The 14,300-nt window shown below is 68.9% G+C and carries 17 protein-coding genes, 1 tRNA gene and 1 pseudogene; 12 read left to right on the top strand and 7 right to left on the bottom strand.

All coding sequences use genetic code 11. From position 1 onward, the window contains the following. Window positions 1-242: 242 nt before the first annotated feature. Window positions 243-602: a Cd(II)/Pb(II)-sensing metalloregulatory transcriptional regulator CmtR gene (gene cmtR / locus ACQBJO_RS13790; protein ID WP_421008755.1), complete on the top strand. Its 360-nt coding sequence runs from the start codon at window positions 243-245 to the stop codon at window positions 600-602. After that, window positions 602-1,195, top strand: coding sequence for a cadmium resistance transporter (locus ACQBJO_RS13785; RefSeq protein ID WP_421008754.1), 594 nt, complete (start codon window positions 602-604; stop codon window positions 1,193-1,195). Before cmtR ends, ACQBJO_RS13785 begins: the two co-directional genes overlap by 1 nt. Window positions 1,196-1,356: 161 nt before the next feature. Here the strand turns inward: ACQBJO_RS13785 and ACQBJO_RS13780 are convergent, their stop codons facing one another. Both ACQBJO_RS13780 and ACQBJO_RS13775 read right to left on the bottom strand, forming a co-directional pair. Next, window positions 1,357-2,475, bottom strand: coding sequence for a sensor histidine kinase (locus tag ACQBJO_RS13780; RefSeq protein WP_421008753.1), 1,119 nt, complete (start codon window positions 2,473-2,475; stop codon window positions 1,357-1,359). Then, window positions 2,472-3,167, bottom strand: a complete 696-nt coding sequence (locus ACQBJO_RS13775) for a response regulator (RefSeq protein WP_421008810.1) — start codon at window positions 3,165-3,167, stop codon at window positions 2,472-2,474. The genes ACQBJO_RS13780 and ACQBJO_RS13775 overlap by 4 nt, the downstream gene beginning before the upstream one ends. A 183-nt stretch (window positions 3,168-3,350) precedes the next feature. Between ACQBJO_RS13775 and ACQBJO_RS13770 the strand changes: the two genes are divergently transcribed. The 4 genes from ACQBJO_RS13770 to ACQBJO_RS13755 all read left to right on the top strand — a co-directional run bounded on the left by ACQBJO_RS13770 (window position 3,351) and on the right by ACQBJO_RS13755 (window position 6,738). Further along, window positions 3,351-3,584: an SHOCT domain-containing protein gene (locus ACQBJO_RS13770; protein WP_421008752.1), complete on the top strand. Its 234-nt coding sequence runs from the start codon at window positions 3,351-3,353 to the stop codon at window positions 3,582-3,584. A gap of 35 nt (window positions 3,585-3,619) precedes the next feature. Beyond that, window positions 3,620-5,116, top strand: coding sequence for a multicopper oxidase family protein (locus ACQBJO_RS13765; protein WP_421008751.1), 1,497 nt, complete (start codon window positions 3,620-3,622; stop codon window positions 5,114-5,116). A gap of 44 nt (window positions 5,117-5,160) precedes the next feature. After that, window positions 5,161-6,009, top strand: a complete 849-nt coding sequence (locus ACQBJO_RS13760) for a F510_1955 family glycosylhydrolase (protein ID WP_421008750.1) — start codon at window positions 5,161-5,163, stop codon at window positions 6,007-6,009. Between the two features lie 126 nt (window positions 6,010-6,135). Beyond that, window positions 6,136-6,738 carry a DUF305 domain-containing protein gene (locus ACQBJO_RS13755; protein WP_421008749.1) on the top strand — a complete coding sequence of 201 codons (603 nt, stop codon included), beginning with the start codon at window positions 6,136-6,138 and terminating at the stop codon, window positions 6,736-6,738. 72 nt (window positions 6,739-6,810) lie between these two features. Here the strand turns inward: ACQBJO_RS13755 and ACQBJO_RS13750 are convergent. After that, a pseudogene (locus tag ACQBJO_RS13750) lies at window positions 6,811-7,134 on the bottom strand (four-helix bundle copper-binding protein); the annotation flags it as partial. Here ACQBJO_RS13750 and ACQBJO_RS13745 point away from each other — a divergent pair. Both ACQBJO_RS13745 and ACQBJO_RS13740 read left to right on the top strand, forming a co-directional pair. Further along, the gene (locus ACQBJO_RS13745) at window positions 7,022-7,621 is read left to right on the top strand and encodes a proton-conducting transporter membrane subunit (protein WP_421008809.1); all 600 of its coding nucleotides are present in this window, start codon (window positions 7,022-7,024) and stop codon (window positions 7,619-7,621) included. The pseudogene ACQBJO_RS13750 and the gene ACQBJO_RS13745 sit on opposite strands and share 113 nt — an antisense overlap. A gap of 223 nt (window positions 7,622-7,844) precedes the next feature. Beyond that, entirely contained in the window at window positions 7,845-8,108 is a 264-nt protein-coding gene (locus tag ACQBJO_RS13740) for a tyrosine-type recombinase/integrase (RefSeq protein WP_421008748.1), read from the top strand. 52 nt (window positions 8,109-8,160) lie between these two features. Here ACQBJO_RS13740 and ACQBJO_RS13735 read toward each other — a convergent pair. From ACQBJO_RS13735 to ACQBJO_RS13725, 3 genes are all read right to left on the bottom strand, one after another. Further along, window positions 8,161-8,237 (bottom strand) — tRNA-Thr (locus ACQBJO_RS13735). A 59-nt stretch (window positions 8,238-8,296) separates the two neighbouring features. Beyond that, window positions 8,297-8,716, bottom strand: a complete 420-nt coding sequence (locus ACQBJO_RS13730; RefSeq protein WP_421008747.1) for a hypothetical protein — start codon at window positions 8,714-8,716, stop codon at window positions 8,297-8,299. Then, window positions 8,716-9,609, bottom strand: a complete 894-nt coding sequence (locus ACQBJO_RS13725) for an alpha/beta fold hydrolase (protein WP_255184340.1) — start codon at window positions 9,607-9,609, stop codon at window positions 8,716-8,718. Before ACQBJO_RS13725 ends, ACQBJO_RS13730 begins: the two co-directional genes overlap by 1 nt. Before the next feature lie 46 nt (window positions 9,610-9,655). Between ACQBJO_RS13725 and ACQBJO_RS13720 the strand changes: the two genes are divergently transcribed. After that, window positions 9,656-10,105, top strand: a complete 450-nt coding sequence (locus ACQBJO_RS13720) for an SRPBCC family protein (protein ID WP_427801455.1) — start codon at window positions 9,656-9,658, stop codon at window positions 10,103-10,105. Here the strand turns inward: ACQBJO_RS13720 and ACQBJO_RS13715 are convergent. Beyond that, entirely contained in the window at window positions 10,089-10,721 is a 633-nt protein-coding gene (locus tag ACQBJO_RS13715; protein WP_421008746.1) for an inorganic diphosphatase, read from the bottom strand. The two genes, ACQBJO_RS13720 and ACQBJO_RS13715, sit on opposite strands and share 17 nt — an antisense overlap. Window positions 10,722-10,806: 85 nt before the next feature. Here ACQBJO_RS13715 and ACQBJO_RS13710 point away from each other — a divergent pair, with 85 nt between their 5' ends. The 3 genes from ACQBJO_RS13710 to tilS are packed head-to-tail and all read left to right on the top strand — an operon-like array spanning window position 10,807 to window position 14,293. Beyond that, window positions 10,807-12,201, top strand: coding sequence for a D-alanyl-D-alanine carboxypeptidase/D-alanyl-D-alanine-endopeptidase (locus tag ACQBJO_RS13710; protein ID WP_421008745.1), 1,395 nt, complete (start codon window positions 10,807-10,809; stop codon window positions 12,199-12,201). Window positions 12,202-12,240: 39 nt separating this feature from the next. Further along, window positions 12,241-13,284 (top strand): zinc-dependent metalloprotease, encoded by a 1,044-nt coding sequence (locus tag ACQBJO_RS13705; protein WP_255184336.1) that lies wholly within the window; start codon window positions 12,241-12,243, stop codon window positions 13,282-13,284. A 1-nt stretch (window position 13,285) separates the two neighbouring features. Further along, window positions 13,286-14,293, top strand: a complete 1,008-nt coding sequence (gene tilS, locus ACQBJO_RS13700) for a tRNA lysidine(34) synthetase TilS (RefSeq protein ID WP_421008744.1) — start codon at window positions 13,286-13,288, stop codon at window positions 14,291-14,293. The last annotated feature ends 7 nt before the right edge of the window (window positions 14,294-14,300 follow it).

The following is a 14,300-nucleotide window of genomic DNA, read 5'->3' as shown; positions in this document are numbered from 1 at the left end:
GGCCGCTAGAGCAAGTGCCCACGCCTCGGGGTCGTCGTTCGGGAGGAGATCCCGGAGGGTGTAGCGCCACACGTAGACAAGGATCTCATCGGGCTTCGTCCGCGTGCGATGACACTCGTCAATCGCCACATGTCAGCGTTGAACGCACGGCTCGCGCCTGAACATGACGATTCGACACCGCACAGCGCGCTCCCCCTCCGCTTTGGGCGGAATGGTTCAGCCGATGCTGTACTATTCACTAGGTGCTGACCATTATTTCTCGACTGGACGTGATGCATCGTCTGGGCCGCGCGCTGGCCGATCCGACCAGATCCCGGATCCTCCTGACCCTGCTCGACAGCCCGGCCTACCCGGCAGAGCTGGCCCGGGACCTGGACCTGACTCGCTCGAACGTGTCCAACCACTTGGCCTGCCTGCGCGACTGCGGCATCGTCATTGCCGAGCACGAGGGCCGCAGGACGCGCTATGAAATCGTCGACTCACATCTCGCACAGGCACTGGCGGCACTGGTCGACGCCACCCTGGCCGTCGACGAAAGCGCCCCATGCATCGATCCAGGCTGCTTGGTCCCGGGCTGCTGCGCAGGAGAGGTGGATGCCTGATGCTCACCACGACAGTCCAGGCCATCGGCCTGTTCATGGCCACCAACATCGACGACATCATCGTGCTGTCACTCTTCTTCGCTCGAGGCGCGGGCCAGCGCGGCACCACCACCCGCATCCTGGTCGGCCAGTACCTCGGGTTCGCCGGCATTCTCGGCGCGGCAGTGCTGGTGACCGTTGGCGCAGGCGCCTTCCTGCCCTCCGGGGCCATTCCCTACTTCGGGCTCATCCCTCTAGCCCTCGGGCTCTGGGCTGCATGGAACGCCTGGCGCGGCGACGATGACGACGACGACGCGAAGGTCGCTGGCAAGAAGATCGGCGCGTGGACCGTCGCAGGTGTCACCTTCGCCAACGGCGGAGACAACATCGGCGTCTACACCCCCGTCTTCCTCAGCGTGGACCCCCTAGCGGTGGTCGCCTACTGCATCGTCTTCCTCGCGCTGGTCGCCGTCTTGGTCGCACTCGCCAAATTCGTCGCCACCCGCCCACCCATCGCTGAAATCCTCGAACGCTGGGAACACATCCTGTTCCCCATCGTCCTCATCGGCCTCGGCATCGTCATCCTCGTCACCGGCGGAGCGTTTGGTCTCTAGCAATGAACAAGATCGGTCAGGTCCGGTGGCGAACCGGTAGACGATCGTCACCGCATTACCCTCGGCTCAGTGACGTCGGCTCAGTGACGTCATGTTCTGAGCCACACAGGGCCGTGCGGTGACGATAGGCAACGGACTGGCTCCCAGGATGCCTTTGCTCCTCAGCGCCCAAGCGACAGGGAGATTGTGAAGCACGAGCCCTTCCCCGGACCGGGGCTGGATGCGGTGAGTCCTCCGTGATGCGCGTCGATGATGGCCTTGCTGATGGTCAGGCCGATGCCAGATCCTCGTTGGTCGTTGGTGCGGGCCGAGTCCCCGCGGTAGAAGCGTTCGAATGCGTGCTGTACCTGCTCGGGGGTCATGCCGTCGCCGGTGTCGGTGACGGTGATGATGGCCTCATCGTCTTCACGGGTGGCCGTCAGGGTGACTGTTCCGCCTGCAGGGGTGTGCCGGTGTGCGTTGGTGAGGAGGTTGGCCATGACTTGGGCGAATCGGACGGCATCGGCCAGGATCTCGAGTCCTGTCGCCTCGTCAACGTCCAGGACCAGGTTGATGCCCTTCTCCGAGTAGCTGTCACGCATGCCCCCGTAGGCCGCCCGCAACAAGTCGGCCACCTTGTGGCGCTGGATGTCGAGGGCGAGGTGTCCTTCTTCGGCCGTGGAGACCTCATTGATGTCCTCGGCCAGTCGCGCCAGCCGTTCCGTCTGGGCGGTCAATGCGAGACGAGAGTCATCACCCAGGGTCACTACGCCGTCGTGCAGTCCCTCGTGGTAGGCGCTCAAGGTCGCGATCGGCGTGCGAAGTTCGTGGGCGAGGTCGGAAAGCATCCGCCGTCGGGTGTCCTCGACTCCTTCCAAGCGGGCCGCCATCACGTTGAATGCTCCGGCGAGGGTCTCGAGCTCAGTCCCCGCACCGACATGAGGTACGCGGGTGGAGTAATGGCCACGGCTCAGTTCGCGCGCGGCATAGGTCATCTGCGCCAGCGGTTGGCGCAGTCGTCGGGCGAGGAACCAAGCCACCGCAGTCGCGCCAGTCAGAGAGATGAGCAGGCTCACGCCCAGGGCGATGAGCGAAGCGTCCCGAAAGGCCATCTCGATGTGGACCAGTTCGGGCGCGTTCTCCTGGTGCCCTGCTTGGAGGAGGTGGTCGTGGAAGATCGGGGGACCGATAACGGCGGCGACGAGCCCGGCTGTCAGTGCTCCCGCAAGGAGTACCAGGATCTGGCCCGCCAATAATCGAGGTGCCAGACCCTTGGAGAGCTTGTTGACGCGCTTGTTCATCCAGGCCCCATCCGGTAACCGATGCCGCGCACCGTGGTGATGTAGCGAGCGAGATCGGGGTTGTCTCCGAGCTTGCGTCGCAGGTGAGCGATGTGGACGTCGACCAGGTGCTCGTCCCCGACCCAGCCGCCCCCCCAGACCTCCTCGATGAGTTGCGTGCGGGAGAAGGCCATCGAGGGCCGTTGGGCCAAGGTCATCAGCAGATCTCGTTCGGTAGGTGTCAGCGGAACTGGTTCCCCCATCAGGTGGACCTGCTGCCCGAGCGGGTCCACCTGAAGATCGCCGAATACCCATGGGGTTGCGGCAGCGGTGGAGTTGCCGGGGTTCCCGCCCCGTGGGCGACGCAGGACCGTCTGCACGCGTGCCACCAGTTCGCGCACGCTGAAGGGTTTGGTGACGTAGTCGTCGGCGCCCACGGACAGGCCGATCAGGGTGTCTATCTCGTCCGTCCGGGCGGTTGCGACGATGACGTAGCAGTCGCTGAAGGTGCGGATCTGGCGGCAGACCTCGATGCCGTCCAGTCCGGGCAGTCCCAGGTCGAGGATCACCACGTCTGGGGACTGCTCTCGTGCTGCGTGTACTCCGGCGACGCCGTCGTGCTCGACGGCGGTCTGATACCCGCTGCGGGCGAGATAGGCGGCGATCATCTCCGCCAGCGTCTTCTCGTCCTCGATGATGAGCACTTTCGCCAACGGCTCGACGGGGCTTCGTGTACTCACGACAGACAGTCTCACCCGAGGGCCGCACCACGGCCGACGTCAGCGGTGAATCGATGAGGATCTTCGTCAAACCTCAACGCGGCGATCACCCACCCATGACCTTTGCGCCGGAGCATGTATGCATGCCGGAAGGTCGGCTTCAGGAAGGAGTCTCTGATGATGTGGAACCACGGCTGCGACATGATGTGGCTGGGCATGGCCGCAGGGATCCTCGCCTTCTGGGTGATCGTCGTGCTCGCCGTGCGCGCACTGTTTCCCGGCCAGAGAAGCACCGCCACAGGCACTACCCGAACCAACGCGCTGACGCTTCTCGACGAAGGACTGGCCCGCGGTGACCTGAGCGTCGATGAGTACGAGAAGCGACGTCACCTGATCATTCACGGCCGCTGACGTGCGTCGGTACATCGACGTTTGGAAGGGAAATTATGAACACCATCACTCGCCGTGGCCTGCTGATCGGCGGTCTCGGTGCCGCTGGCGCAGCGGGCTTGGGAGCCTATGCCGCCACCCAAGGATCGGGTGCACGTGCGCCGAGGGGCACCTTCGGCGCTCCGACGCCTGTCTCACCTGACCCTGGGCAGACGGTGGTGACCAAGATGTTGACCGCCAAGCCGATCACCATCGATCTGGCGGGCCGCACCGTCTCGACCTGGGGATACGGCGACACCGTGCCTGGTCCACTTGTGCGGGCCACCGCCGGCGATTTCCTGCGCGTCACCCTCGACAACCAACTTCCGGACGAGACCACCATCCACTGGCACGGTATTCGTCTGCGCAACTCGGCCGATGGCGTCCCCGGCATGACGCAGGACCCGGTGAAGCCGGAGACCCCCTACGTCTACGAGTTCACCGCGCCCGACCCGGGCACGTACTTCTTCCACCCCCACGTCGGCGTCCAGCTCGACCGGGGACTGTACGCCCCGTTGATCATCGACGACCCGAACGAGCCAGGCGACTACGACACCGAGTGGGTCCTTGTCCTCGATGACTGGATCGACGGAACGGGCACCACGCCCAAGCAGGTCCTGGAGAAGCTCTTGGCCAATGACTCCCGATCCGGAGGCATGGGTGGCATGGACCACGGCGAGATGGGTGGGATGAACCAGGGCGCCATGGACGAGGCCGAGCCGTGGGGTGACGCCGGAGACGTGGCCTACCCGTACTTCCTCATCAACGGACGGCCGCCAGCGGACCCCGAGACGCTCAATGCCAAGCCCGGGCAGAAGGTTCGCTTGAGAATCATCAACGCCGCCTCCGACACCATCTTCACCGTCGCTCTCGGGGGACACCGGATGACGATCACGCACAGCGATGGGTTCCCGGTCGAGCTGACCGAGACGGACGCGTTCTACATCGGGATGGGCGAACGTTACGACGCAATTGTCACCCTCGACGACGGAGTCTTTCCCTTGGTGGCCAAGCCGGTCGGCAAGACCAGCGGCGGTCAGGCCATGGCCCTGGTCCGTACCGGAAGCGGGGCCGCACCCGACGAGGACGCCAACCCACGAGAACTGACCGGACGGATCCTCATCGGCTCTGACCTGAGCCCCGCCCCGGCAGCCAAGCTGCCGAGCAGGACACCCGATGCGACCACGCAGCTCACCCTCACTGGGTCGATGCAGCCCTACGAGTGGGGGATGAACGGAGCCCCGTTCGGCAAGAACGAACCCTTGAACGTCCAAGCCGGACGACGGTTGCGGATCAACGCCACCAACATGACGATGATGACTCACCCGCTGCACGTGCACGGCCACACCTTTGCCCTGCCGTCCGGGCTCAGGAAGGACACTGTCCTCGTGGCCCCCATGCAGTCATTTTCCATCGATCTCGACGCCGACAACGAGGGTGACTGGATGATCCACTGCCACAACACCTACCACGCAGAGGCCGGCATGATGATCGCCCTGGAGTACACGGCATGATGTCCCGACGACGTGCTGGCCGAGGTGTCGCTGCCGTAATCGCAGTGGCGCTGTTGGCCGGCTGTTCTTCCATATCGGAGACCGGGAAACCTGAGGAGTCCACCGGCGTCGGGTCATCGACGAGCGCAGCAGCGGGCGAGGCGGCCGAGCAAGCTATCCCTCTGATTCATGTTCATGGGGTCGCTCGTCACCCACGTACCGGCGACCTGCTGGTGGCCACCCACCAAGGCTTGTTCCATCAGGTCGACGGCGAGCTCGTCCGCAAGGGTCCTGCCATCGACCTGATGGGCTTCGCCATCGGCGTCGACGGCACTCTCTACGCCTCCGGTCACCCAGCGCCCGGCACCGACCTCCCCCAGCCAGTAGGTCTCATCACGTCGCAGGACACGGGTCGTACTTGGCAAGTCGCCTCACTCGGCGGGCGCTCGGACTTCCACGCTCTGACCACCGGCCCGAACGGGGTCATCGGGTTCGACGGAACGCTTCGACACACCAGCGACACCAAGATCTGGACCACGCGGGACATCCCTTCGCCACCCCGGGTACTGGCCGCTTCTCCCACGTCCGGGAAGTTGCTGGCCACCACCAGCGCCGGCCTGCTCATGAGCCAGGACGAGGGCGCCACCTGGGCCTCCCTCGATCCCCCAGAGACGGCCGTGCTCGCCGCCTGGGCCGACGAGGAGACCATCGTGATCTCGTCGGCCGCAGGAAGACTCGCAATCAGCAGCGACGTCGGCCAAACCTGGACCCTTCACCCCAGGAGCATCGGGGTGGCCGAAGCGCTGTGGGCGGGCCGTACCAGTGACGGGCAGGTGGAGATCATCGCGTCTGTCGAAGGGCAGGTGATCAGCACCAAGGATGCAGGAACTACCACCCAGACGTTGGTTCAGTGACCCGTCGTCGCCGTCCCTGTGCATCAGCGGGTGGCCTTCATCGAACCTCAACGAGAGCGGGGTCGAATCATCATCTCGCGACGTGAGGGTGGATGTGTCCGCAAAACATTTGGCGAAGGAGTCCCCATGACCCGACTTGCACGGCGCGCTGCTCTCGTGGTCGCGACAACCCTCACCGCAGGCACCTTGGCTGCCTGCTCCAGCGGCTCGGACGGATCCATGTCCGGGATGGACCATGACAAGACACCGATGAGCACCAGCGACACGTCCACGGCGGCGGATGGCCGGCAAGGTGACATCATGTTCGCCCAGATGATGATCCCCCACCACGAGCAAGCGATCACGATGGCCGACCTCGCTCTCGACCCTTCCGCCAAGGCATCAGGGCAAGTCCATGACTTCGCCAAGGACATCAAGGACGCCCAAGACCCAGAAATCCAGATGATGGAAGGTTGGCTCAAGGACTGGGACGCCCCCACCCCAAGCTCTTCCGGCATGGACCACGGGTCCGGGATGATGACGCAGGATGAGATGTCCAAACTCGAGTCGGCCACTGGCGCCAAGTTCGACAAGCAGTGGCTCACCCTCATGATCAAGCACCATCAAGGCGCCGTAACCATGGCAGAGCAAGTTCTCACCACGACCGAGGACAACGCAGTCAAGAGAACGGCCAAGAGCATCGTCAAGGCCCAGAAGGCCGAGATCAAGGCCATGCAACGCGAACTCTGAGCGCGGCATGCCCTTGGCGAGCTCGGCCGGCCCGGATCACGGGTGGCGCGCGACCCGCAGCCCGATAATCGGTCAGGTGAGCGAGGTGATCAACTCGCGGCAGGCCTGCTCGCACCGCCGGCACGCCTCGGCACAGACGCGGCAGTGCTCATGCATCGAGGCATGCTCCTCACAGCTGTCACCGCACGACTTGCAGGCTGTCGCACACGCCTCGAGGAAAGCCCGCGTGACGTTGGCGTCGTAACCGGTGTGGCGCGAAAGCGCTGAGCCGGTCGTTGTGCAGATGTCCGCGCAATCGAGATTGGCGCGGATGCATTTGGTGAGATCAGCGACTGTGTCCTCACTCAGGCAGGCGTCGGCACAGGCGGTGCACGTCTGGGCGCACTCGTGGATCGCCGGCCGCAGTGACCTCGCCCTGCCCTCACTGCTGTTCTATCTCGCCGCCTACGCCCTGACCAACGTGGCTGCCTTCGCGGTCACCGCGGCCCTTCCCGAGCACCGAGACCTGACCGCCTACCGTGGGCTGGTCCACGAACGCCCCGGGCTCGCACTCGCCCTGCTCGTCGCACTGCTCGGCCTAGTGGGCACCCCACCGACGGCCGTGTTCGTCGGCAAGCTCACCACCGCCACCGCCGCTTGGGACGGTGGACACAGCTGGCTGGCCCTGCTCGTGATGCTCAACAGCCTGCTCAGCCTCTTCTACTACCTCCGCTGGTTCGGTCCTGTCTTCGCCCGCCCCACCCATGAATCCGCGACCCGTCGCCGCACGGGCGGGGACGCCTGGGCTGCCGCCACCGCCGGTGTCGCCGCCACCGCAAGCCTGACCCTCGGGATCGTTGCCGGCACCCTGTGGACGGCTCTCGAGGGGCCCTTGCTGCTCTAGCGTCGCGTTCCTGAAGTGCTTGGGAGGCCTGGGTACGCGATAGTGGATTGATCCTGAAGGCCCGCTCGCCGTAACTATCGACGGTGACCCTGTCCAACTCGAGAAGGTGGTCTATGGCTGAGACGCGACGGTGCAGTCACTCGCTAGTCGCATTCGCGCCAGCCTCGACACCCGCAGCGACCTGAAGCCCAGCGACGTGGAGGGACTCTTGAACCGTACGGCAGTGATCCGCACGCTCGACTGGAAGATAACCGGGCACGGGCGACGTCTGCACGACCTGAGGCACACGGCGGCCTGCCTGTGGCTCGCTCGAGGAGTCGACCTCGGGACGGTTCAGGCATGGATGGGGCACGAGTCGGCGGCCACCACGAACCGGTACCTGCACTTCCTCGGAACGGCAGCTGATCGCGCGGGCCTCGACCGCCTGAATCTCGAGTGGGGGTACCAGGGGGGTACCAACGTCGAGGCGAACGGGGACCCGTCGTGAGCGCATTGGCCGCAGAATCGACGAAGCCCCCCGAGTTACCGGGGGGCTTGCGTGGAGCCGCCTGTCGGAATCGAACCGACGACCTTCTCATTACGAGTGAGACGCTCTAGCCGACTGAGCTAAGGCGGCATGCGCCCGTGGACGCGAGGCACGAGTATACGGATGAGTGCCCGTGGCGCGTAATCGGCTCAGAGGTCGAAGTGAGCGTCGAGGTCGTCGGTCGTCGTGTTGGCTCCCGAGGACGGCGCGACGACCTCGGTGGTGAGCACCCGCGTGGCCGAGTCGCCAGCGGGATGGGCTTCCAGGCGAACGAAGGCCGAGCGCACGTCGGCCTGGTCACGGTAGGTGCGGGCGACCGCCTCGAGCACCCCCTCGAGCGACGCGGCGACGGCCGTGCGATCGGCGCCCTGCAGGGTCAGCACCCCGCTGATCGTCGTCCCCGCCGAGGCCGAGTCCTGGTACTGGACCTGGCCGTCGACGTACACGGGCAGGGCCTCGACGGCGGACTGCAGCGCCGCCCGCACCGCACCCACGTCGCTGCGACGGCCGCACGCCGCGAGCGACAGGGCGAGCCCGCCCACGAGGACGGCCCGGCGCGTGGCGCGCATCAGCCCGCGAGGGCCTCGGAGCGCCGGGCGCCGACCCGCTCGAGGACGACGTCGGCGATGACCTCGGGGTGGGTCTCCATGAGCCAGTGGCCGGTCTCGAGCGGCCGGATGATCGCCAGCTCGGGCTGGTCGCCGGCACGGCGGCGCAGCTGCTCGACGGTGCGCTCGGTCGCGACCTCGCCGAAGGCCGGGTCCTTCGTCCCCCAGACGTAGGCGGTCGGGATGACCCGGCGGTGCACGCTGCGGCGGGGACCCCCCTTCGACCGGCGCTTGCGCCAGATGAGGGTGGGGGAGAGGGCGGCCCGGTACCACGCGAAGGTGCCCTCCGCGGCACCCGGCGTCTTGAGCCGGCGGGCGTCGTGGGCGGCGCGGTCGCGGGGCATGCCGATCCGCTCGAGGACCTGCTGGGCGAAGAGCCGGAAGAAGAGCACCGGCAGCACCGGCAGGGCGAAGAGCGCCATGTACCAGGAGTGCTTGAGCTGGTCGCCGGCCCGCATGCCGGCCGCCATCCCGGCCGGGCTGGGCGTCGACAGCACGGTGAGCGTCTCGACGCGGTCGGGCTCGCGGGCGGCGACGGCCCAGGCGAGCGCCCCGCCCCAGTCGTGGCCGACGATGTGCGCCCGCTGCGCCCCGACCTCGTCGAGCAGGGCGATGACGTCGCCGACGATCTCGGTGATCACGTAGTCGAGGTGGTTGCCCGGGCGGGCGCCGGGGGAGTAGCCGCGCAGGTCGGGCGCCAGCACCCGCAGCCCGGCGTCGGCCAGGCGCGGCGCGACGGAGTGCCACGCCGTGCGGTCCTGCGGCCAGCCGTGGAGCAGGACGACGACGTCACCCTCCTGCGGGCCGAGGTCGTCGATGTCGAAGGTCAGTCCGTCGCGGGAGTAGTAGCGCACGGGGCCAACGTAGTTGACGTGCCCGGGCGGGGAGCAGGATGGGAGCGTGACCGCACCGCATTTCACCTTCCACCACGAGTGGGTGCTCGATGCGCCGCGGGAGGCGGTGGTCGCGGCGCTCGCGGACCCCGAGGGCTATCCGCGGTGGTGGGCGCAGGTGCGCGGCGTCGAGCGCCTCGACGAGACCTCGGGTCGTGCGCGGATCCGCAGCGCGCTGCCGATGACCCTGCACCTCGTGCTCACCCGCGAGATCGAGGACCGCGAAGGGGGTCACCTGCGGGTCCGCCTGGACGGTGACCTCGACGGGTGGGCCGGGTGGACGGTCGTGGACGACCCGCGGGGCGGGGTGCGGGCGACCTTCGACCAAGAGGTGAGGGTCGCCGCCCGGTTGTCCCGGGCGGCGACCCTCGCTCCTGCCGTGCTGCGCGCCAACCACGCGTGGATGATGCGGCAGGGCCGCAGCGGGTTGGCGCGCTATCTCACTCGCCGTCGCTGAGCGGCTTGTCCTTGGTGGCCAGCTCCTCGTGGGCGCGGGCGGACGCGGCCTCGATGTCCTCCGGCGAGTGCGAGGCGTCGGGGTGGGCCTGCGAGTGGCTCGAGCTCGGCATCGTCCAGCGGGCGGTGCTCACGCCGGCGGCCTTGGCGCGCTCGATGGCCTCGGTGACCGTCTTCTCGGCCTCCTCGCGGCCGACCCAGTGGGCGCCCTCGACGGACTTGCCGGGCTCGAGGTCCTTGTAGGTCTCGAAGAAGTGCTGGATCTCCAGGCGCCAGAACTCGCTGATGTCCTCGAGGTCCTTGATGCCCTCCTTGCGCGGGTCGCCCGCGGGGACGCACAGGACCTTGTCGTCGCCGCCGGCCTCGTCGCGCATGTGGAACATGCCGATCGGCCGCGCCCGCACGAGGCAGCCGGGCCAGGTCGGCTCGTCGAGGAGCACGAGCGCGTCGAGCGGGTCGCCGTCCTCGCCGAGGCTGTCCTCGACGTACCCGTAGTCGCTCGGGTAGGCCATGGAGGTGAAGAGCATGCGGTCGAGGCGGATGCGACCGGTCTCGTGGTCGACCTCGTACTTGTTCTTCTGGCCCTTCGGGATCTCGATGGTGACGTCGAACTCCACAGTCGTACCTCTTGTCTGTGACGGGTGAACTATTCTCGGGCACAGTGTTCCACCACCACCGACAAAACACCGCAGGGGGCCGCGCGTGCGACGCACTCTGATCGCCGTGACGTCGGTCGCAGCACTCGCCGTCGGTTACGGCGTGGCCGATGCCTACGACCGCGTGCCGGGCGTCCTCACCATCGACGAGCCGGTCACCGAGCAGACCCCCGCCCCGCGTGAGCCCACCGCGGTCCTGCCCGCCGCCTCGAAGCAGGCGCCGGTCCCGACCGCGTCCGGTCTGGCCCGCACGGTCCGTGACGACGTCGGCGCCTCGGCCCTCGGCCCCCGCGTCGGGGTCGTCGTCCGCGATGCGCTGACCGGCGACACCCTGTGGTCCCAGGACGAGGACCGCCCGCAGACCCCGGCCTCGACGGCGAAGCTGCTCACCGCCGCCGCCGTCTCCGAGACCACCGACCTGTCGACGACGATGAAGACCCGCGTCGTGCAGGGCGAGGGCGACGAGATCGTCCTCGTCGCCTCGGGCGACACGATGCTGGCGAAGGGGGCCGGCGACCCGACCGCGGTCGAGGGCCGCGCGGGTCTGGCCGACCTCGCCGAGCAGGTCGCGACGTCCCTGGGGTCGGACGCGAAGGGGAGGCACTCCCTTCGCCTCGATGCCACCTATGCGGCCGGGGAGCGCTATGCCCCGACGTGGAACATGGCCGACGTCGCCGCCGGCTACACCCAGGGCGTGTCGATGATCGGGCTCGCCGGCGACCGGCCGGAGCCCTTCAAGCCCTCACCCGCGGTGCCCGAGCGGACCGTGCTCAAGGCGTTCGCCAGCCAGCTGAAGAAGGCCGGCGTCAAGGTCACCGTCGACGACTCCTCGCGCACCTGGCAGCAGGCCGCGCCGCAGGGCGCCGAGGAGCTCGGCGCCGTCGAGTCGGCGCCGCTCGGCGACGTGCTCGCCCTCGCGCTCGACGACTCCGACAACGCCCTGACCGAAAATGTCGCCCGCCAGGCCGCGCTCGCCGACGGCGCGGGGACGAGCTTCGCCGAGGTGAGCCGGTGGGTGCACTCGACCCTGCGGGACGCGGGCGTCGACATGACGGGCGTGAAGCTCAAGGACAACTGCGGGCTCAGCTCCGGCCAGGTGATCCCGGCCAGGGTGACCTCCGACGTCATGCAGCTCGGCATCACCGGCAGTGCCCGGAGCATGACCCGCGTGCTCTCCGACCTGCCGATCGCCGGGCTGACCGGCACCCTCCACGACCGCTTCCTCGTCGACGACTCGCGCGGCGCCTCCGGCATCGCCCGGGCCAAGACCGGCACGCTCACCGGGACCTCGGCGCTCGCCGGCACGACGACGACGCAGGACGGGCGGCTGCTCACCTTCGTGCTCGTCGCCGACCGGGTGCCCTCGACGACCGGCACGCTCGGCGCCCGCGCCGCGCTCGACGCGATCGTCGCCGACATCACCGCCTGCGGCTGCCGCTGAGCCCGCAGCGTCCACGGGGCCAGTCCGTAGGGTGACCTCGTGACCAACTACGTCGACTGGAAGTTCGCCGCATCGGCCGGTGCCCGGCTCGTCCCGCCCGGCCCGGACGTCACCCCCGACGAGGCCGTCGAGGTCGTCGAGGAGATCCGGGCCCTCGCGGCCTCGGCCGTCGAGCCGGTCGCCACGACCGCCCGACTGCGCGCGCCCGACGCGGCCCGCGCACCACTCGTCGTCGACCGGCGCACGTGGATCGACGTCAACGCGACGTCGATGTCGGGCATGCTCGACCCGGCCCTCGAGGCGGCCAACCGGCGCAAGGGCAAGGAGCCCTCGGCGGCCGCCCAGGCCGTCGGCTCCAAGATCACCGGGGCCGAGGCCGGCGGCATGCTCGCCTTCCTCTCGACGAAGGTCCTCGGTCAGTACGACCTCGCCCCCGACGGCGACCCCGCGCTGCTGCTCGTCGCGCCCAACATCGTCGCGACCGAGCGCGACATCGAGGCCGTGCCCCGCGACTTCCGCCTGTGGGTGTGCCTGCACGAGGAGACCCACCGGGTGCAGTTCGAAGGCGTGCCGTGGCTGCGCGAGCACGTCATCGACAGCGCTCGCGCGCTGACGAGCGACCTCATGCCCGACGGCGAGGCGCTGCGCGCCCGCCTCGAGCAGATGGCGACCCAACTGCCGCGCCTCTTCTCCGGCGACAGCCAGGGCCTCACCGAGCTCGTCATCACCCCGGCCCAGCGCGAGCGCCTCGCCGACGTCACCGCCGTGATGTCGCTGCTCGAGGGCCACGCCGACGTCGTCATGGACGACGTCGGCCCCGAGCACGTGCCGACCGTCGCCTCGATCCGCGAACGATTCACCAAGCGCCGCAAGGGCGCCGGCGCCGCCGACCGCCTGCTGCGCCGGCTCCTCGGCCTCGAGGCGAAGATGCGCCAGTACCGCGACGGAGCCGCCTTTGTCCGCGCGGTCCAGGAGCAGGTCGGCGTCGACGGCTTCAACGCCGTCTGGACCTCGCCCGAGACCCTGCCCACCGCCCTCGAGATCACCGACCCCGCCGCCTGGGTGCGGCGGGTCCACGGCTGACGTGGGCGCCGGCCACCCCTCCCAGGCCGACTGCCGAAGGGGGGTCCGCGCGGCTCTCGCAGGTCTGCCGGCCGGCTCGCTGGCGCTCGCCGCGGTGAGCGGGGGAGCCGACTCCCTCGCCCTCGCCGCGGCCCTCGCCGCCGAGGCCCCGGCGCACGACGTGACGGCGGGCGCGATCATCGTCGACCACCAGCTGCAGGAGGAGTCCGCCGACGTCGCGCTGCTCGCCGCGCAGCACTGCGCCGACCTCGGGCTGGCGCCGGTCGCCGTCGTGCCGACCCTCGTCACCGCGAGCGGCGAGGGGCTCGAGGCCGCCGCCCGCGAGGCCCGCTACGCAGCCCTCGCCGAGACCGCCGCCGCGATGGGTGAGGGTCACCCCGCCCACCTCGTCCTGCTCGGGCACACCCGCGACGACCAGGCCGAGCAGGTGCTGCTCGGCCTGGCCCGGGGCTCCGGTGCACGCTCCCTCGCCGGCATGGCCGTGCTCGTGGTCCGGGAGGGGACTCCCTTCGCCCGGCCGCTGCTGCACCTGCCGCGGGCCACGACCCGGCGGGCCTGCGAGGAGTGGGGCCTGATGCCCTGGGAGGACCCGATGAACTCCGACCGGGCCCATGCCCGGGTCCGCGCGCGCCAGGCGCTCGCCGACCTCGAGGGCGACCTCGGGCCCGGCCTCGCGGAGGCGCTGGCCCGCAGCGCTGATCTGCTGCGTGACGACGCCGACCTGCTCGACGACCTGGCCGCGCAGGCCACCCCCGACGGCGACCCGGCCGACGGCGTGGCCGTCGCCGACCTCGGGGACCTGGCCCCCGCCCTTCGCTCGCGGGTGTGGCGTCGCCTGCTGCTGCGGGCCGGCGCCCCCGCCGGGGACCTCACCGCCGGTCACGTCGCCGCCTGCGATCGGCTCGTCACCGACTGGCACGGGCAGGGTCCGCTCCACCTGCCGGGCGACCTGCGGGTGCGCCGTGACCGCGACCGGGTGCACATCGCACGTGCGCCTGGTGGACAATGAGATCCGC

Source organism: Janibacter zhangyanbonis (assembly GCF_050507325.1).
Lineage (GTDB): Bacteria > Actinomycetota > Actinomycetes > Actinomycetales > Dermatophilaceae > Janibacter.
Note: the sequence above shows the minus strand (reverse complement) of the source record. Positions and strands in the feature narration are given on the sequence as shown.